Origin of the sequence: Kribbella sp. NBC_00359 (genome assembly GCF_036097425.1) — a bacterium.
Taxonomy (GTDB): domain Bacteria; phylum Actinomycetota; class Actinomycetes; order Propionibacteriales; family Kribbellaceae; genus Kribbella.
Genome location: NZ_CP107975.1, coordinates 3,901,307 through 3,919,982 on the forward strand (window position 1 = coordinate 3,901,307; position 18,676 = coordinate 3,919,982).

The following is an 18,676-nucleotide window of genomic DNA, read 5'->3' on the forward strand; positions in this document are numbered from 1 at the left end:
AACCGGCGGCGATAGCGTCCGCCGGGTGAGCTTCCCACCTCGCCGCCGGGTGCGGCTGTGGTTCGGCCAGCACCAGCTCGCGGACTTCATCGGCGAGCCGGCCGCGGCCACCCGTTACGAGGCCGCCATGCGCCGCCGCTTCCCCGGACTGGAGATCACCAACGACCCGGTGCCGGCCACCCCCCGGACCGCTCGATTACAACCCCGCTGACCTGCACCGATAGGCTTTGCAAGGTGACTGAGCATGAGTTGGTTCTGGTCGTCGACTTCGGGGCGCAGTACGCGCAGCTGATCGCGCGCCGGGTCCGCGAGGCCAAGGTGTACTCCGAGATCGTGCCGCACTCGATGCCGGTCGAGGAGATGCTGGCGCGGAAGCCGAAGGCGATCATCCTGTCCGGCGGGCCGCAGTCGGTGTACGCCGAGGGTGCGCCGCGGGTCGAGTCCGCGCTGTTCGACGCGGGCGTGCCGGCGTTCGGGATCTGCTACGGCTTCCAGGCGATGGCGCAGACGCTCGGCGGCGAGGTCCGCCGGACCGGTCTGCGCGAGTTCGGCCGCACCCCGGTGACGGTCAGCGCGGCCGGCACACTGCTGGCCGACATCCCTGAGGACCTCAACGTGTGGATGTCCCACGGTGATGCCGTCCACGCGCCGCCCGCCGGTTTCGCCGTACTCGCGGCGTCCCAAGGCGCACCCGTGGCAGCGTTCGAAGACCTGGACCGGCGGCTGGCCGGCGTGCAGTGGCACCCGGAGGTCCTGCACTCGCAGGCCGGGCAGGCGGTGCTCGAGCACTTCCTCTACGACATCGCCGGATGCAAGGGCGACTGGACCACGACGAACGTCGTCGACGAGCAGGTCGAGCTGATCCGCCGGCAGGTCGGTGACAAGCAGGTGCTGTGCGCGCTGTCCGGCGGCGTCGACTCCGCGGTCGCGGCGGCCCTGGTGCACAAGGCGATCGGCGACCAGCTGACCTGTGTGTACGTCGACCACGGCCTGCAGCGGGCCGGCGAGTCGGAGCAGATCGAGAAGGACTTCGTGGCCGCGACCGGGATCCGGCTCGAGATGGTCGACGCGGAGGACCAGTTCCTCGGCGCGCTGGCCGGCGTGACCGACCCGGAGCAGAAGCGGAAGATCGTCGGCCGCGAGTTCATCCGGACCTTCGAGGCGACCGCGCGCAAGGTGGACGCCGAGCGGCACATCGAGTTCCTGGTCCAGGGCACGCTCTACCCGGACGTGGTCGAGTCCGGCGGCGGCACCGGGGCGGCGAACATCAAGTCGCACCACAACGTCGGCGGCCTGCCGGACGACCTGCAGTTCAGCCTCATCGAGCCGCTGCGGACACTCTTCAAGGATGAGGTCCGCGAGCTCGGCCTGGCCGTCGGGCTGCCCGAGGCGATGGTCTACCGGCACCCGTTCCCCGGCCCCGGTCTGAGCATCCGGATCATCGGCGAGGTCACCAAGCAGCGCCTGGACCTGCTGCGCCAGGCCGACCTGATCGCCCGCACCGAGCTGACCGCGGCCGGTCTCGACCGCGACATCTGGCAGTTCCCGGTGGTCCTGCTGGCCGATGTCCGCTCGGTCGGCGTCCAAGGTGATGGCCGCACCTACGGTCACCCCGTCGTACTGCGTCCCGTCACCAGCGAGGACGCCATGACCGCCGACTGGGCCCGCCTCCCGTACGACGTCCTCGAACGCATCTCCACCCGCATCACCAACGAGGTCGACGAGATCAACCGCGTAACCCTCGACATCACCAGCAAGCCCCCCGGCACCATCGAGTGGGAGTGATCACTCGCTGAGGACCGCCTCCAGGGTCGTCGCTTCGGTCGTGCGGCCCTGGGAGCGGAGGCGGTCGACCAGGAGCCAGCCGGCGCGGTACCAGGGTTCGGTGCCGGTCGTCAGGGTTGGGAAGAGCTGCTCCAGCAGGGTCTCGTCGGCGCTGTGCTCGGCGACCAGTAGATGTGCGTTGAGGTGCTGGTCCGCGTAGCCGCCGCGTTCGTAGTGGTCGGCGGCTTGCGAGGCATGCTGTACGGCGGTGTCCGAGTCGCCCTGCTGTAGGGCGACCAGCGCCAGATCCCAATGGACACCGGCGGTCTGGAAGATGGCTCGCTGGTCGGCTGACGGCAGCGCGGTCAGCAGCGGGCGGGCGGTGTCGATCAGCTCGACCGCCCGGGCGAAGTCGCCGGTGTAGCGGGCGGACTGGGCCGCCAGGCGGAGTGCTTGCACCTGTTCGATCGGCTGCTCGGCAGCGGCGTACTGCGAGGCTGCGGACAGGAGCACCTCGACCGCCTCCTCGTCGCGGTCGAGCTTTTCCAGGAGCAAGCCCTCGTCGTGGCGGATCATCGCCAGCCAGGCCGGATGCGCATCGGCCGGCGCGGACGCCTGCAACTCGCGCACCTTGGTCAGTGCGGACTCCAGCTCGCCCAGCGAACGGTAGGCCTCGATCAGTACGCCGCGCGCATCGGCAAGCGGCTGGGCCAGACCAGGGTCACCGCCCAGCACCGGCAGCGCCTCCTCACCCGTCTCCGCCGCCTCCAGCGGCCGCCCGGTCATCAGATACGCACGCGCCAGCTCCAACCGGGCGAGCGCCACCTGAACCTCCATGCCCGGTACGCCGGCTAGCAGTGCGACTGCCTCGGTCAGGTCCTCGGCTGCCTCGACCGGGCGTTCGAGCTCGAGGCGGATCCGCCCACGCTGCCTGAACGCGAACGACCGCACCAGCTCACTCGCAGCCCCCGACGCCACCGTGGCGGCCTCTTCCGCTTCCTCGAAGCGTCCCAGCTGCGCGAGGAGGTCGCCCTGCATCATCGCTGCGCCCGCGAGCAGCTCCTCCTCCACGTTCGGATGTGCACGCAGCTCACGCAGTTCGCGTACGGCGTCGTCGTACCGGCCGGCGTGGGCATACACGGTAGCCAGCGAGTACTGCCAGTGGCTCTGACGTCGCGGCTCGTCCTCGGTGATCAGCCGGCGCAGCGGCTCCTCACCGGTTGCGAGGCCCTCCTCGACCTGTCCCAGCTCGCAGAGGAGCCGGCCGATGCGTCCGCGGTCGCGCAGCAGGCGGATCTCTTCACCAAGGTCGGCGTACAGCGCGAGTGCTTCGCGCCAGGACTCCAGCGCGCGCTCCGGCTTGTCGGACGCCAGCAACCCTCGCCCGTCCAGGGCACGGGCGCGGTCGAGTGCGGTCCACTCGCTCTCCGGCACCTCCTGCTCGAACACCTGCCAGGCCATGATCGCTTGCTCGGACTGCCCGCGCTGCCACGCGTCCTCGGCCTCGTCGAGCCAGCCGCGGCCGGTGGGCTCCGGCCGAGCGGGACCGAGTGGCGGCTGGTCCGAGGGTTCGGCGGCCGGCTGGGCCTGCTTCCGGAGCTGGGCACGCCGGGCGGTGTCCGAGAGCGGCAGGTACTCCACCCATGGCTCGGCGGTCAGCGTTGCGCGGATCTCGTCGCTGCGATGCGTCGTCCCGTTCCGTGCGTCGAACTGGGCTGCCAGCTCCAGAGCTCGCGCCTTGAGCTTCTCGGCCAAGTCGGCCGCCGGCACGGACGCTCCGGGCTGCCGGATCATCAGTACGCTGTCGACCCGGCTCAGAGCCAGTGACGCACCGGCCGCGAACACCATCTCGGCGTACGGCGACGGCGGGTCGGCCAGCTCGGGTGCGTGCCGCTCGATCAGCTCGACGGCCTTCAGTTCGTTGCCGGTCCGGGCCAGGAACACCACGTGGTCCGCGTGCTCACTCAGTTCGCCGACCCGCCCGCGGAGGATCCGGTACGCCTTCCGATGTGCGTCCACCGCCTCGGAATACATGCCCTCGGCAACATACGCCGGCAGCAGCGCGGTCAGCATCTGTTGCGGCTGCTCCGCGCAGGTGAGCTGCCCGTCCAGCACGGACACGGCCAGCGCGACGGCTTCCGCCGTACGCCCGACGCTGGTCAGGTGGTGCACCTTCGACGTCGGGTCGCAGCCGACGCAGTCCGACAGGTCGTCGCGCGGCGCGGTCGACCACAGCCGGAACTGCTCGGCCGCCGTGTCCGCATCGCCGATGTGGTGTGCGACCAGCCACCGGTGCTGATGGACGGCGTGCATGCTGTGGCCGCTCTGCCGCCAACGCCGTTCCATGTCGTCCAGGACGGCGTAGGCACGGTCCAGCGGCACCTCGGGGAACTTGGTCAGCGTGCTCGGCGCGTACTTGAAGCACCACAGGAACGTGTGCGAGTAGCCGCGGTACTGATCGGGTGACGCATCCCAGTCCGCCACGCACCGCGCGAACGGCACCAGCGACTTCCGCGGCTCGCCACCCATCACGTACGCCGTCACGAGCGAGAGGCGGCTGTAGAACGCCAGGTCCTCCTCACCGGCCGCATCGGCCCGCCGTACGACGTCCTCGAGCAAAGCCGACCGTGCTTTCCCGTACGGCGCACTCTCGGCACGCTGCAGTCGGTCCACGAGTTCCTGATTCATCGGGTCGGGTCCTCCTGCGTCGGGACAGCCTGGTCGAGCAGACCGAGGAAAGAGCGGTTCACCAGTGCAGAGTCCGCCGGACTGATCGGGTGGTAACCGAGCATCAGCGCATGTCCGTACAGCCCTTCCACTGCGAGCTGTGCGAGCTCAGGATCGTTCAGTGACGCCATCCGCCGTACCAAGGGACTGCGGTAGTTCAGAACGAGTTGCGGCCGGCTGTCGTCGTGGGTGTCGAGTGCACCGAGTACTTCGGACCATAGCGCGTCCGCACGATCCTTGGTGGCTCTGAGCTCACTGGCGAACTGTGCGGACCGGTCCACGAGGTAGAGCGCGGGCAGACCGGCCGGCTCGAACGCACGGACCACTACCTCGCAGCCGACCGAGTCCAGCGCGGCCTGCGCGAGCTGGACGAACGGGCGCAGCCCTAGCTCGGTGTCCGGGTCCAGACTGTCGAAGCTGGTGCTCAGCTCGGTCGGATCGAACCGTGTGGTGACCAGATCGGGCACTACCTCGGGGAGGCGCTCGAGGAGCTCGCTGTCGTAGGTGTAGCCGCCGTTCACCACAGTGATCTGCTGCGCGGCCGCAACCGCTGCGAGCTGACGGAACTCCTCGACCGTGGCGACATAGCGGATCTCACCGCTGCGCTCCTGCAGCTCAGCGGTCGTCATCCGTCCATGGTTCGTCTCGAAGCGCAGCCAGCGGTGGACCAGCCGGAGCATCTCGTCGTCGTGGAGCGCGAGCGCCTTCACGCCGAGCTGGTGGATGGCGAGGAACCGGTCCAGCTTGGCCGGGTCCGTGTTGCCGAGGCGGACCAGCCAGCCACGCAGCTGCGCACCCAGCGCATCCCGGGTGGCTTCGAGGTTGCCGTCGTCGAACAGCGCCTCGCGGCTCGCGGTCGGACGCAGCTCGGACGTGTCGATGACAGCGCGGACGAAGAACGCCCAGTCGGGGAGCAGCCCTTCGACGTTCTCGGCGAGCAGCATCCGCTTCAGGTACACGCGGTGCGTTGCCCGCTCGGCCGGGTTCGCGGCGAACGGCAGCACGAACGCGACACCGGTCAGCCCGGCGCCTGGATTGTTCAGGTGGATCACGTCGAACGGCGTGAACCCGAGCTTGTCCTGCGCATAGCCGAGCAGATCGGCCCGTGAGCCCTCCCAGGGTGCGGTGCCGTCGGTGACCTGCTCGCCGTCGACCAGGATCTCGATCGGCAGCAGTGCACCGAACAGGCGGATCAGTTCGACCACTGTGGCCTTCTTGTACCACTGCTCCGCACCACGCCGCGCCTTGAGCGTGACCGTCGTACCCGGCTCCGGACGATCCGTCGTCCCCGCGATCGTGTAGCGGCCGTCCGCCGTACCGATCCAGTGCGTGGCCGGACCGCCGGCCGGCTGGGTGACGACCTCGATCTCGTCCGCGACCATGAACGCCGACAGCAGACCGATGCCGAACTGGCCGAGGAACTCGGTCCGGGCGAACCCGATCTCGTCCCGCTTCGAGCTCCGCCCGATCGTTGCCAGCAGCTCCCGCACCTCGTCCGGCGTGAGGCCGATCCCGGTGTCGGAGATGCTCAGCCCGTCGTCGGCCGTGCGTACGTCGATCCGCTGCGGCGTACCGGGATCAGTGGCCTGGCGGGCCGTGATCGCGTCGACGGCGTTCTGCAGGAGCTCGCGCAGGTACACCCGCGGACTGCTGTACAGATGGTTGCTCAGCAGGTCGACGATCCCCTGCAGGTCGACCTGGAAGTTCTCGCGCACCACGGCAACTTACGACATGCCAGGGTCGGCGACTGTTCGCATAGCGTTGGTGACGGGCGGTGGTGAACGGTCCCCTTGATTTACAGGGTTTCCGGGGCCATCGCCTGGATGCCATCGAGGAGACGGTCGAGGCCGTAGCGATAGGACTCGGTCGCGGCCTCCCGGGTGCTCGACTGGTAGCCGTTCGCGTTCCAGATCGCTGTCATCGCGGGGTGTCTTTCGACGTCGAAGTACGTCTCCCAGAGGTCGCTGCGCTCGTACCACCAGGAGTCGTTGCTCTGACCGGTCGCGCGCTCGATCAGTTCGCTCTCCGCCTCCAGGCCGGCGGCGGAGTCGACGTACGTCGTGATCGCGAGCGCGGCCGTGTTCGTCTCGGCCGGGCTGAGGCCCAGGCCGAGGAACGCGGACAGCAGGTACTCGCGGCCCGCCAGCATGCCGGGGCCTACCGGCGGACGGATCGTCGACACCTGCGCGAGCCAGGGGTGCCGTTGGAACATCGCTCGGGTCTGCTCCGAGTAGATCTCGATCTGCTCGCGCCAGTCGTCGGGTCGTGGCTCACCGGGGCCGGGCAGGTCGCGCTCGGCCAGCACCTGATCCACCATCAGGTCGAGCAGCTCCTCCTTGGACGGCACGTAGGTGTAGAGAGTCATCGTCCCGACCCTCAACTCCTTGGCCACGCCACCCATCGAGGCCGCCACCAGTCCTTGCTCATCCGCCAACCGGATCCCCGCCATGACAACTTCGTCCACATCCAACGAAGGCCGACGCCCAGCCCCTCGGGCCTCGCGGCCCGGCGTCGCCCGCCCGGCGTCGGGGGCCCGCTTGCGGTGGTTGCGCCACAGGAGCGCCAGCGTCCGCTCCGGCTGACCCTCACCACTCCGCCGAACCGTCAAAGCCCCTCCGCTCTCCAGCACTCCCGGCCCTGCCCCTCCGGGCGTGCACGGCAAGCGTCGCACGTCGCCCGCCACCGAGGGACTCATAGGCACCGGGTCTGATTCTCGTATAGCCTACGAGAATTAGCTTTGGTGCGAGGGGAGACGACATGACGATCCTGGTGACGGGCGCGACCGGGAGTGTGGGGCGGCTGCTGGTGGACGAGTTGGTGGCGGCAGGCGCCCCGGTGCGCGCGCTTACCAACAACCCGACCCGGGCTGCGCTGCCGGACGGTGTCGAGGTCGCACGCGGGTATCTGGGTCAGCCGGCGACCCTGCCTGCCGCGTTGGCCGGTGTCGACACGGTGTACCTCGCGCCACTTCCGGCGTACGTGGAGGACTTCGTCCGGTGTGCTCAGGAGGCCGGCGTGCGGCGGGTCGTCGTACTGTCGGGTGAACCTGCGGACTACGAGGCGCAGAGGGATCCGTCGACGTGGCACTACTACCGGATCGAGCGGGCGATCGAGGCGGGCGGGTTCGACTGGACGTTCCTGCGGCCGGGGCAGTTCATGAACAACACGCTGGACTGGGCTGCGTCGATCAAGGCGGAGGGTGTCGTACGCGCGCCGTACGGCGGAGCTGTGCAGACGCCGATCGATCTGGCGGACATCGCGGCGGTCGCGCGGGTCGTCCTGCTCTCCGCGAGCTACAGCGGACAGAAGCTCATGATGAGTGGGCCGGAGGGACTGACGGCACCCGACCAGGTCGCCTGCATCTCGGCGGCGATCGGCCGGGACGTGCGCTTCGAGGAACTGACGCCGGCCGGCTATCTCGATCGGCTCGCGCCGGTGATCGGGCTCGAGACGGCGCAGTGGTTGCTGGACGGGTTCCGGATGATGGCGGAGCATCCGATGAAGCCCGAGCCGACGGTGCCGTCGCTTCTCGGCCGGCCGGCGGTGACGTATTGCGAGTGGGCGGTCGCGAACGCCGCCGCCTTCCTCGGTTGATTTGCTGCCGAACATGTGTTCGACTGTGATGCATGAGATGGGCCGGTCAGCAGCTCGATGTCGAGACTCCAGGGACGTTGCCAGGTCTCGGGTCGATCGCGGGTCTGGTCCGGTCGGTGACGACACCGGAGTTCCGGGGTATCACCTTCCATGAGGTCGTCGCCCGATCCGCGCTGAACTCGGTGCCCGGTACGTCGCTGCCCTTCAACTGGACCATCAACCCGTACCGCGGCTGCACCCATGCCTGCCGCTACTGCTTCGCCCGCCCGAGCCATCGCTATCTCGAACTCGACCAAGGCCTGGACTTCGACCAGCAGATCGTCGTGAAAACCAACGTGGTCGATGTCCTCCGCCGCGAACTCGCCCGCCCGTCCTGGAACCACGAACAAGTTGCCCTAGGCACCAACACCGATCCCTACCAGCGAGCCGAAGGCCGCTACCGCCTGATGCCGGGCATCATCGACGCCCTGGCCGGCTCCGGCACGCCGTTGTCCGTGTTGACCAAGGGCACCTTGCTCCGCCGCGACCTCCCGCTCCTTGCCGCCGCGTCCGAGCAGGTCCCCGTGGGCATCGGGATCTCGCTGGCCCTGGGCGACGAAGAGCTCCGGCGCCACGTCGAGCCCGGCGTCCCCTCCGTCCGCGGCCGCCTCGACCTCATCCGAGCCGTCCGCGAAGCCGGCCTCCCGTGCGGCGTCATGGTCGCCCCCGTCCTCCCCTGGCTGACGGACTCACCCGACCAGTTGGACCACCTCTTCGGCGAGCTGGCCGAAGCCGGCGCCACCGGCGTCACCACCCTCGTCCTCCACCTGCGTCCCGGCGTCAAAGACTGGTTCATGACCTGGCTGGCCCAAGACCATCCCCACCTGGTGGCCCGCTACGAATCCCTCTACGCCCACGGCTCCTACGCATCCCCCAGCTACCGCAAAGCCTTCGAACAAAAAACCCGCCCCCTCCTCAACAAACACGGCTTCGGCCGCCCCTCCACCCACCGATCCGACCCCCTCCCCGGGCCCCCGACCCAACCCGCCCCGAGGTCCACTCAACCGAGCGCGGGGTCCGCCCAGCCCGGTGCCAGATCCGCCCAACCTCGCGCGAGGTCCGCCCAGCCCCGCGCCAACGCGAACCACCCCCGCGGCATCGTCGAAGCCCCCGGCCCCACCGCCACCTCCGACTCCGCCACCGGCTGGGGCGAGCCCGACCCCACCACCCGCTTCCGCCGCCCTCCACCCCCGAAACCCACCACCCAAGCAGCCCCACCAACCCAACAACCCCTCTTCTAACCAGCCAGCCGGAGAACCGCACGGGGTTCTACGGGAGGGTGAGGATTTCGGGGCCTGCGGGGGTGATGGCGACTGTGTGTTCGGCGTGGGCGCCTCGGGTTTGGTCGGCGGAGCGGAGGGTCCAGCCGTCTTCGTCGATGCGGTAGGTGCTGCCGGGACCGGACCAGAACCAGGGTTCGATGGCGAAGACGTGGCCGGCGCGGAGTTTGAGGCCTCGGCCGGAGCGGCCGCCGTTGGGGATGTGAGGGTCTTCGTGCATGCGGTGGCCGATGCCGTGGCCGCCGAAGTCGAGGTTGGTGCCGAGGCCGGCGTCGTGGCCGATGCGGCCGATCGCGGCGCTGATGTCGCCGAGGCGGTTGCGATCGACCGCGGCGGCGATGCCGGCGGCGAGTGCGCGTTCGGTGGTCGCGATCAGCTCCAGGTCCTCGGGGTGCGGCGTACCGACGCTGAAGCTGATCGCGGAGTCCGCGCACCATCCGTCGACGGAGGCGCCGCAGTCGACGTTCAGCAGATCGCCGTCCTCGAGTTTCAGGTCGGTCGGCAGGCCGTGCAGCACCGCGTCGTTGACCGACGTACAGATGACGCCGCTGAACGGGCTGGTCGCGAACCCGGGCTGGTAGCCCTCGAACAGCGACACCGCCCCGGCCGAGCGCAGGACGTCCCGGGCGACCTCGTCGAGCTCGCGCAGCGAGACCCCGACCGAGGCCTCCTTCCTCACTGCCTGCAGGGCGTTGGCGACGACACGGCCGGCCGTGCGCATCTGTTCGATCTCCGCCGGCGTCTTCAACTCGACCATTGGCTGCTTCCTCAACTTCACGGGATAGTTATACCGGTACTATTATCACGCTCATGGTAAGACCACCTCTGTCCAGCTGGGATCGCGAACGCGGCCGTCAGCTCGGCCGCCTGCTCCGTGAGGCTCGCGGCGAGCGCAGCATGGTGGACGTCGCGGCCGCCTGCGGGGTCTCCGTCGACACCCTCCGCAAGATCGAGACGGGTCGTATCCCCACCCCAGCCCTGTTCACTGTTGCCGCCGTCGCCGCGACCCTCGACCTCTCCCTGGACACCCTGGTCGCCGCCTGCCAGGACAACCACGTCGCCGACGCTCCACCGGACTCCTCCGGCCTGATCGCCTAGGCCGCCTGTAATGGTTCCCGGCGAGCGGGAACAAACGCGGTGTGGAACCAATGCCCACGCCGGAAACGGCTGACCTCGACCAGCTCTTCCACGACCACTATCGCGCCGTACTGCGGTACGTCGTACGCCGCGCCGGTGATCGCGACAGAGCCCACGACATCGCAGCCGAGGTGTTCCTGGTCGCATGGCAGCGCCGTCGGGAGCTGCCGGCGCAACGCGCGCTTCCTTGGCTGTACGGAGTGGCGGCGAACGTGCTGGCGCATGCTCGGCGATCCGACCTCCGCGCGGCCTCGGCGTACGGGCGCTTCGGCAACAACCTGGTGACCCGGAGCGATCCCGGGCCGGGAGAGCAGTTGGAGTGGTCGGACGACCTGGCGCAGACATTGACCGCGCTGCGCGAGCTGAGCCCGGCGGATCAGGAAGTGCTGATGCTGGTGGCTTGGGAGGAGTTGCGAGGCAAGGATCTCGCCGCGGCGCTGGGGTGCTCGTCCGCCGCTGCCGCCGTACGGCTGCACCGGGCCCGGCGCCGGCTGGCGGCAGTCCGGGCGCGACACGGTCGCCAGGAGAGCGAACGGTCGGCTGGTTCCGCAGTCGTTGCTGGTCAGTCCAACCTGCAGGGAGAGCACTGATGAGAACTACCGACCTCGACGTACTGCGGCGCGCGGATCCGGCCGCCGCGATCGCCGACGGCCCGTTGACCGAGCAGGAGTTGCACAGCCTGCAGCTCATCAAGACCCGGATTGCGACCCAGGAACGCCTCGACGAAGGACCGGCCGCGGCCAAGCCGAAGCTGCCGGCTCGGTGGCAAGGAATGCCGCGGCGGGCGGTACTGGTCGGCGCGGCAGTGGCCGTGGTGGCAGGTGGCAGCCTGGTCGTGGCCGATCCTTTCGAGACGAAGCGAGCGGTCGCGGCAACTCCGCCGCTGCTGCACGCCGAGCTGGCAGTCGGCGGATCGGCGAGAGGGGAGTTGCTGCAGCTGGCGGCCCGCGCCGCCAGAGACGTGACGTTGCCGGGCGACAGCGGCTCCGCGCACTCGGTGCGGATGCGCTCATGGGATCTGTCGATCGGCGTCGACAAACACGACCAGGTCACGTCAGCTGTGCTACCGCGGGAGACGACTCTGGTGTGGCATGGGGATCGGTCCGGGATGATGCGGACGACGGCGGCAGAGCCGTACTTCCCTGACGCCAAGGATCGCAAGGCCTGGGAGCGTGGCGGGCCGCGCCAGAAGCCCGGGACCGTGCTGGGTGAGGAGAAGTGGCGACCCGGAGAGTATGACCCGATGTACCGCTACCCGCTGCCGACCGATCCGGCCCGGCTGCTGGCTGAGCTGACGACGACTCACCGGATCGATGACATGGGTACCCAAGAGCTCGTCGTCGCATTGACCGACCTCTACCACGAGACCGTGCCGGTCCCCGGCGTTCGGTCCGCGATGCTGAGTCTGCTGGCCGATCGGGGCGACGTCGTGGCGCTGGGATCGATGACCGATCGGGCTGGGCGGACCGGGCGGGGTTTCGCAGTGGACGGGGACGGTTTTGGACTGCCGACGCGGCAGGTGTTGATCGTCGACTCCACGACTGGTGCGTTGCTGGCTGCTGAAGAGGTTCTCACCAAGACCGCCGGCCGACTTCCCGTCCGAGTGCCGAGCGTGATCGGCTACACCCTCTACCTCTAGGCCCGCTGAGCCCGCGAAGGACACTGTTTGGTTGCTGTGGCAACTAAGTCTGGGGTTGCCGCGTCTTCTGAGCGACTGGGGTTTGAGGCTTGGGGGAGTGGGATGGCGGTACGGCGACGTACGGTGCTCGGCGGATTGCTTGCCGGAGCCGGAGTACTGGCGACTGCAGGGTGCATCGCGGACACGGCAGCGGACACCGGTAGGGGTACAAAGACTGGTCAACCCGGGACCGCCAGATCCGAAGCGGGTAAGGGGAATCGACCCGACCGGATCACGCTGGTAGCGACCGGCGACGTACTGCTCCACGAGCGACTGTGGACCACCGCGAAGCGCGACGGCACCAACGGCGCCTGGGACTTCGCGCCACTCATGAGCAGCGTGAAGCCGCTGGTACAGCAGGCCGACCTCGCGATCGCGCACCTGGAGACTCCGCTTGCGCCACAAGGCGGTCCGTACCACGGCTACCCGCTGTTCCAAGGCCCGCCGCAGATCGCCGCCGCGCTCAAGCAGACCGGGTACGGCGTCTGCACTACAGCTAGCAACCACAGCTTCGACGGCGGCGCGACCGGTGTCGATCGGACCCTCGACACCCTCGAGAAGGCCGGACTGCGCCACGCAGGGACGGCGCGCTCGAGAAGCGAAGCCGAGACGCCCACCATCGTCGACGTCAACGGTGTGAAGATCGCCTCGCTGTCGTACACGTTCGGCTTCAACGGCCTGCCGTACCCGAACGGCCAGACCTGGCGCGCCGGCAAGCTGGACGCGGCCACGATCATCCGGAACGCGAAAGAGGCGCGCGACCAGGGCGCTGAGATCGTCGTGGTCAGCTGCCACTGGGGGACGGAGTACTCGAGCAGGCTCAACGATCAGCAACGCGAGCTCGCACCCCAACTGCTTGCCGATAGCAACATCGACCTGGTGATCGGTCATCATGCGCACGTGGTGCAGCCGATGGAGCAGATCAACGGCAAATGGGTCGCCTACGGTCTGGGCAACCTGGTCGCGGCGCACCGCGAGCCCAACAGCACCAAGGCCGAAGGTCTCCTGGTCCGCTTCACCTTCACCCGCGACGGTGACCGCTGGAAGACCGAGCAGGCTGAGTACGCACCGCTCCTCATGACCGATGCCCTACCCGTCCGCGTCCTCGACGTACGTCGTGAACTCCCGAAGGCCAGCGGATCCAAGCGCAGCCGCCTCGAGCTGGCCCAGCGCCGTACGACGGAGACCGTCACGGCGCTGGGTGCGAACCCGAAAATGCTTTGAGCCCAGCAGGTCCGGCGTTCTATGGTCGGCGCATGATTACGTACTTCGTGATGGTGCGTCGTGCCCGGCTCCGGGCAGGCGCGGGGTGCCTGGGGATGGCATCCGCTCGATAGTCGTTGGGCTCAGCGCGTCGTGGACGCGGCCGGGGTCAGACCCGGTGAACTCGTCCTCGACGTCGGGGCCGGACTCGGTGCGCTGACCGCGCCGCTGGTCCGGGCCGGTGCCCAGGTAGTGGCCGTCGAACTCCACCCACAGCGGGTCGACCGGTTGCGTCGGCGGTTCGCGGATGCGCCGGTGACGGTGGTCCGGGCCGATGCCGCGGATCTCCGGTTGCCGTCGCGGCCGTTCCGGGTGGTGTCGAGTCCGCCGTACAACATCTCCACCGCACTGCTGAAGCGCTTGCTGGCGCCGGGTTCTCGCCTGGTGTCGGCGGATCTCGTGCTGCAGCGGCAGGTGGCGAGCCGGTGGGCTCGCGGTGATGCGCCGGGGGCGAACCGGTGGTTCCGGCACTACGACCCGTCGATCGGGCTTCGCCTTCCCCGCAAGGCTTTCACCCCACCCCCGCATGTCGACTCCGCAGTCCTGGTACTGCGCAAACGGTAATGAGGCCCCCACCAGCCAGGTGGGGGCCTCACTGTTATCCGTGCCAGGAGTTCCACAACGCGGCGTACGAACCCTGACGGGCGACCAGTTCGTCGTGGCTGCCGAGCTCCGAGATCCGCCCGTCCTCCACCACCGCGACCCGGTCCGCGTCGTGGGCCGTGTAGAGGCGGTGGGCGATCGCGATGACCGTCCTGCCCTCCAGCACCGCGGCCAGCGAGCGCTCCATGTGCCGAGCCGCTCGCGGGTCGATCAGCGACGTCGCCTCGTCCAGCACCAGCGTGTGCGGATCCGCCAGCACCAGCCGGGCCAGTGCCAACTGCTGCGCCTGCGCCGGCGTGAGCGCCAGCTGCCCAGAGCCGACGCGGGTGTCCAGACCGTCCGGCAGCGCCTCCGCCCACTCCTGCGCGTCGACCGCGGCGAGCGCCGCAAGCAGTTCCTCGTCCGAAGCTTCCGGCCGCGCCATCGACAGGTTGTCGCGCAGCGTCCCGACGAAGACGTGATGCTCCTGGGTCACCAGCGCGACCTGCTTACGCAGCTCGTCCAACGGCAGCTCGGTCATGCCGACGCCGCCGACCGTCACCGAACCGGTCCGTGGCGGATGGATACCCGCGACCAACCGCCCCAGCGTCGACTTGCCGGCACCGGACGGACCGACCATCGCGATCCGCTCGCCCGGCTGGATGGTCAGCTCGACGCCGTGCAGCACGTCGCGACCGTCGACGTACGAGAACCGCACGTCGTGCGCCTCGACCAGCTCGCTCGACGGCGACTGCCCCGACGGCGTCCGATCGTCCGGTACGTCGCTGATGCCCAGCAACCGTGCAAAGGCCGCACCGCCCGACTGGAGCTCGTCCATCCACGAGATCAACCGGTCGACCGGATCGATCAGCTGGTTGACGTACAGCACACCGGCCGTGACCGCGCCGAGCGAGACGTGCTCGCCGAGGTGCAGCCAGCCTCCGAACAGCAGCGTCCCGACGACCGGCACCAGATAGCCGACCTCGACGACCGGGAACCACACCGTCCGCAGGAACAGCGTGTACCGCTCAGCGAGGTAAGAGCCCCGGATGTCCGCATCGCCGCGGCGGACGCGATCGTCGTACCGCCGCAAGGCCTCGACCGTCCGCGCACCCTCGACCGTCTCGGCCAGCGAGCTCGTCATCTGTGCGTACGCCGCGTTCTCGCGGAGGTAACCGTCTTTCGCGCGGCGCAAGTACCACTTCGTGCTCAGCCAGAGCACCGGCACCATCGCGACCAACGGCACGAGCACCCACACGCCGACCAACACGGTGGCGACGACCGTGAACAGCACCGTGACGAACGCGATGATCGTCTCGGGTACGGCGAACCGCACCGTCCGCGAAAGTGTGTCGACGTCACGCGACGTCCGGGACAGCAGGTCACCGGTGCCGGCCCGCTCGACCGTGCCGATCGGCAGGGCGAGCGCATTGTCGACGAAGTCCTCCCGCAGCTCGGCCAGCACCTGCTCGCCGAGCGCGAACGACTTGAACCGGGCCCACCGGGTCAGCAGCGACTGCGCCACGACGAACACCGCGATCACGATGATCACCTGGTTGACCTTGGCGGCGGTCGTCCCGTTCTGGACGTCTTCGACCAGGTCACCGATCAGCCGCGGCGCGGCCAGACCGCTGACCGCCGCCAGCCCGTGCAGCAGCAGCGCGACGGACAGCGTGCGTGGGTGCCGGCGCGCCAGCCGGCGGGCATGCCGCCGGATCTCGGTGGGCCCGGCGACGGGCAGGATCTGCCTCATCGGAGGGCCTCCTCGGCTTCGGTCTCACGGGTGACGGTCCGGCGATACCGGGCCTCGGTGTCGAGCAACGTACGGTGCTTGCCTGCGGCAACTACGCGGCCGGAGGCGACGAAGATCACCTCGTCGACGCGGTCGAGCAGCAACGGGCTCGCGGTCAGGACCACGGTGCTCCGGCCGGACCGGTAGGCCCGCAGCCGATCCGCGATCCGCGCCTCGGTGTGCGCGTCGACCGCAGAGGTCGGCTCGACCAGCACGAGGACGGACGGGTCCGCCAGCAGCGCACGCACCAGCACCAGCCGCTGCCGCTGACCGCCGGAGAACGACCGGCCCTTCTCCTCGACCTCGGAGTCGAGCCCGTCCGTCAACGCGACCAGCACGTCCTCGGCGGACGCCGTGCGCATCGCGGCCATGATCTCGTCGTCGGTACGACGGCCGTCCGGGTCGAGCTCCGAGCGCAAGGTGCCGGTGAACAGCTGGGAGCCGGTGTCGCTCACCAGGATCCGCTCACGGACGTCCGCCCGGGTCGCACTGGCCAGCGTCACGCCGCCGTACCTGACCTCGCTCAGGTCGTCGTACCGACCCAGGCGGTCTGCCAGCTCCGCATAGCTGTCGGGCTCGGCGGAGACGATCGCGGTGAGCAGGCCGTCGCGCGCACGGATGCCCGAGACCGGATCGACCAGGTCACCGCCGTCGGGGAGGCGCACTGATCGGGCGGGCTCGGTGATGTCGGGCTCCAGCTCCAGCACGCGGACGACTCGACCCGCGGCGACCAGACCGCGCATGAGCTGGTTGGCGAACTCGGTGGCCGTGCGCAGCGGGAGCACAAGGAACGTCGCATAGCCGTAGAAGGCGACCAGCGAGCCCGCGCTGAGGTCGCCCCGCAGCGCGAAGTGGGCGCCCAGACCGACCACGAGCACCACGAAGATGCCGGGCAGCAGCACCTGGGCCGCATCCAGCACGGACTGGATCCCGGCGACGCGGACACCCGCCTGCCGCACCTGCTGCGACTCGCTGCGGTACCGCCGGGAGAAGGACTCCTCGCCGCCGATGCCGCGGAGCACCCGCAGACCGCCGACGATGTCGGAGCCGAGCGAGTTCAGCTCGCCGACCGCCTCGCGTTGCGCCGACTGCCGCTTGTGCAGTGGACGCAGCATCGGGCCGAGGCAGAGCAGCATCACGGGTACGCCGATCAGCACCACCAGGCCGAGCGTGGTCGACTGGGTGAGCAGGATCGCCGCGACGATGACGAACGCGACGATCGCCCCGGCGAACCGGGCCGAGATCTCCATCAGGTTGCCGACGTACGACAGGTCGCCGGCGCCGACGCTGACCACCTCGCCGGTGGCCAGGTGCTTCGGCAGCGTCGCGCCGAGGTCAGCGGACTTCCGGGTCACCACCTGGACCGTGCGGTACGCCGCGGACAGCCAGTTCGTCACCGCGAACCGGTGCCGCATGATGCCGGCGATCGCCTGCACCACGCCGACCGCGAACAGCGCGGCGGTCCACTGCAGCAGCCGCTCGCCGTCGCGCGCGGCGATGCCCTCGTCGATCGCCAGGCCGAGGATCGCCGGGATGAACGCCTGCGCGGCCATCCACAGAATGCCGAACGCCATCCCGCCCATCAGGGTGCGCTTCTGACCCCGCGCGACCCACCACAGATAGCGGGCCGGCGAGCGGTGATCGGGAACGCCGGGATCGGCGAAGGGAAGTTGTTTCATGGCGCCTTCAGGCTAGGTGCGACCACCGACAACCGCATGCGAATTAATCGCGTTTGGGACGGTCACGGTCAGTGCGGGTTCCGTCTCCCCGCGCATCAAAAGAGCTTCATCTTGCGTTGGGCAACGAGTTCCCGCGGGGCCATGTCCGGCCCCTGTCCTGGGACCATGCTGGTGATCGCGCATCGGGGAGCGAGTGGCTACCGCCCGGAACACACGCCGGCGGCGTACCGCCTGGCCGCGGCCCAGGGGGCCGACTATCTGGAGCCCGACCTGGTCGCCACCCTCGACGGCGTCCTGGTCTGCCGGCACGAGAACGAGATCTCCGGTACGACGGACGTCGCCGACCACCCGGTCTTCGCGGACCGGAAGCTCACCAAGATCGTCGACGGCACCGCGGTCACCGGCTGGTTCGTCGAGGACTTCACCTACACCGAACTGCGGACCTTGCGGACCCGGGAGCGGATGCCCGGTCTGCGTGCCAGCAACACGGCGTACGACGGGCTGGAGGAGATTCCCACCTTCGACGACGTGGTGGCCCTCGCCCGGCGGGAGGCGCTGCGGCTCGGGCGGCCGATCGGCGTCATCCCGGAGATCAAGCACCCGACGTACTTCCGGCGGCTCGGACTGCCGCTGGAAGAGCTGTTGACCGAGCGGATCCTGGCCCTGGGACTGCGCGACGACGAGGTGATGGTGCAGTCGTTCGAGCCGACCAGTCTGCGCCGGCTGTCGGTCATGACGCGGGTGCCGCTGGTGCAACTCGTCGACTCCGAGAGCGCTCCGAACGACTTCCTCCGCACCGGCGACGGCCGCACGTACGCCGACTTGATCGAGCCGGCCGGGTTGCGCGAGATCTCGACGTACGCGCACGTACTGGCGCCGCACAAGGACCTGGTCATTCCACGCACCGCGAGTGGGACCCTGGGCGAGCCGACCCGGCTGGTCGACCAGGCTCACCGCGCCGGCCTGGCCGTCCAGCTCTGGACCTTCCGCGCCGAGCGCCGGTTCCGCCCGACCGGCACCGACTTCCCGACCGAGCTGAACCGTTTCGCCGCCCTCGGCATCCAGGGCCTGTTCGCCGACCACCCCGACCAGGCTGTCGCAGCACTCCGCAAGCCGGCGCTGAACCTGTAGACGCGCGACG

General features: G+C 69.4%; 16 protein-coding genes. 10 read left to right on the forward strand and 6 right to left on the reverse strand.

The genetic code is table 11. From position 1 onward, the window contains the following. Window positions 1-25: 25 nt before the first annotated feature. Both OG876_RS19165 and guaA read left to right on the forward strand, forming a co-directional pair. Window positions 26-211, forward strand: a complete 186-nt coding sequence (locus OG876_RS19165; RefSeq protein WP_328526235.1) for a hypothetical protein — start codon at window positions 26-28, stop codon at window positions 209-211. Window positions 212-234: 23 nt separating this feature from the next. After that, window positions 235-1,785 carry a glutamine-hydrolyzing GMP synthase gene (gene guaA / locus OG876_RS19170; protein WP_328526236.1) on the forward strand — a complete coding sequence of 517 codons (1,551 nt, stop codon included), beginning with the start codon at window positions 235-237 and terminating at the stop codon, window positions 1,783-1,785. Here guaA and OG876_RS19175 read toward each other — a convergent pair whose 3' ends face one another. The 3 genes from OG876_RS19175 to OG876_RS19185 all read right to left on the reverse strand — a co-directional run bounded on the left by OG876_RS19175 (window position 1,786) and on the right by OG876_RS19185 (window position 7,099). Next, window positions 1,786-4,452, reverse strand: coding sequence for a tetratricopeptide repeat protein (locus tag OG876_RS19175; protein WP_328526237.1), 2,667 nt, complete (start codon window positions 4,450-4,452; stop codon window positions 1,786-1,788). It lies immediately after the preceding gene. Then, on the reverse strand, window positions 4,449-6,206 hold the full coding sequence (locus OG876_RS19180; protein WP_328526238.1) for an HSP90 family protein: 1,758 nt from the start codon (window positions 6,204-6,206) through the stop codon (window positions 4,449-4,451). The genes OG876_RS19175 and OG876_RS19180 overlap by 4 nt, the downstream gene beginning before the upstream one ends. Before the next feature lie 80 nt (window positions 6,207-6,286). Further along, window positions 6,287-7,099, reverse strand: a complete 813-nt coding sequence (locus tag OG876_RS19185; protein ID WP_328526239.1) for a TetR/AcrR family transcriptional regulator — start codon at window positions 7,097-7,099, stop codon at window positions 6,287-6,289. A 149-nt stretch (window positions 7,100-7,248) separates the two neighbouring features. Here OG876_RS19185 and OG876_RS19190 point away from each other — a divergent pair, with 149 nt between their 5' ends. Together OG876_RS19190 and OG876_RS19195 are read left to right on the forward strand one after the other, a co-directional pair. Beyond that, window positions 7,249-8,085 (forward strand): NmrA family NAD(P)-binding protein, encoded by an 837-nt coding sequence (locus OG876_RS19190; RefSeq protein ID WP_328526240.1) that lies wholly within the window; start codon window positions 7,249-7,251, stop codon window positions 8,083-8,085. Window positions 8,086-8,117: 32 nt separating this feature from the next. Then, a complete protein-coding gene (locus OG876_RS19195; protein ID WP_328526241.1) occupies window positions 8,118-9,365 on the forward strand; it encodes an Rv2578c family radical SAM protein in 1,248 nt (415 codons plus the stop codon). A 28-nt stretch (window positions 9,366-9,393) separates the two neighbouring features. On the opposite strand, the gene map is transcribed toward OG876_RS19195, so the two are convergent. Then, a complete protein-coding gene (gene map / locus OG876_RS19200; RefSeq protein ID WP_328526242.1) occupies window positions 9,394-10,161 on the reverse strand; it encodes a type I methionyl aminopeptidase in 768 nt (255 codons plus the stop codon). Window positions 10,162-10,214: 53 nt separating this feature from the next. On the opposite strand from map, the gene OG876_RS19205 reads away from it, so the two are divergent. From OG876_RS19205 to OG876_RS19225, 5 genes are all read left to right on the forward strand, one after another. Beyond that, a complete protein-coding gene (locus OG876_RS19205; protein WP_328526243.1) occupies window positions 10,215-10,502 on the forward strand; it encodes a helix-turn-helix domain-containing protein in 288 nt (95 codons plus the stop codon). Window positions 10,503-10,552: 50 nt separating this feature from the next. Continuing rightward, the gene (locus OG876_RS19210; RefSeq protein ID WP_328526244.1) at window positions 10,553-11,131 is read left to right on the forward strand and encodes an RNA polymerase sigma factor; all 579 of its coding nucleotides are present in this window, start codon (window positions 10,553-10,555) and stop codon (window positions 11,129-11,131) included. Further along, on the forward strand, window positions 11,131-12,180 hold the full coding sequence (locus tag OG876_RS19215) for a CU044_5270 family protein (RefSeq protein WP_328526245.1): 1,050 nt from the start codon (window positions 11,131-11,133) through the stop codon (window positions 12,178-12,180). Before OG876_RS19210 ends, OG876_RS19215 begins: the two co-directional genes overlap by 1 nt. Before the next feature lie 102 nt (window positions 12,181-12,282). Continuing rightward, on the forward strand, window positions 12,283-13,443 hold the full coding sequence (locus OG876_RS19220) for a CapA family protein (protein ID WP_328526246.1): 1,161 nt from the start codon (window positions 12,283-12,285) through the stop codon (window positions 13,441-13,443). A gap of 60 nt (window positions 13,444-13,503) precedes the next feature. Further along, complete coding sequence (locus tag OG876_RS19225; protein WP_328526247.1) at window positions 13,504-14,046, forward strand: rRNA adenine N(6)-methyltransferase family protein; 543 nt, start codon at window positions 13,504-13,506, stop codon at window positions 14,044-14,046. A gap of 34 nt (window positions 14,047-14,080) precedes the next feature. Here OG876_RS19225 and OG876_RS19230 read toward each other — a convergent pair whose 3' ends face one another. Further along, window positions 14,081-15,817, reverse strand: coding sequence for an ABC transporter ATP-binding protein (locus tag OG876_RS19230; RefSeq protein WP_328526248.1), 1,737 nt, complete (start codon window positions 15,815-15,817; stop codon window positions 14,081-14,083). Beyond that, window positions 15,814-17,535 (reverse strand): ABC transporter ATP-binding protein, encoded by a 1,722-nt coding sequence (locus tag OG876_RS19235; RefSeq protein ID WP_328526249.1) that lies wholly within the window; start codon window positions 17,533-17,535, stop codon window positions 15,814-15,816. The genes OG876_RS19230 and OG876_RS19235 overlap by 4 nt, the downstream gene beginning before the upstream one ends. 165 nt (window positions 17,536-17,700) lie before the next feature. Between OG876_RS19235 and OG876_RS19240 the strand changes: the two genes are divergently transcribed. Further along, entirely contained in the window at window positions 17,701-18,666 is a 966-nt protein-coding gene (locus OG876_RS19240) for a glycerophosphodiester phosphodiesterase (protein WP_328526250.1), read from the forward strand. The last annotated feature ends 10 nt before the right edge of the window (window positions 18,667-18,676 follow it).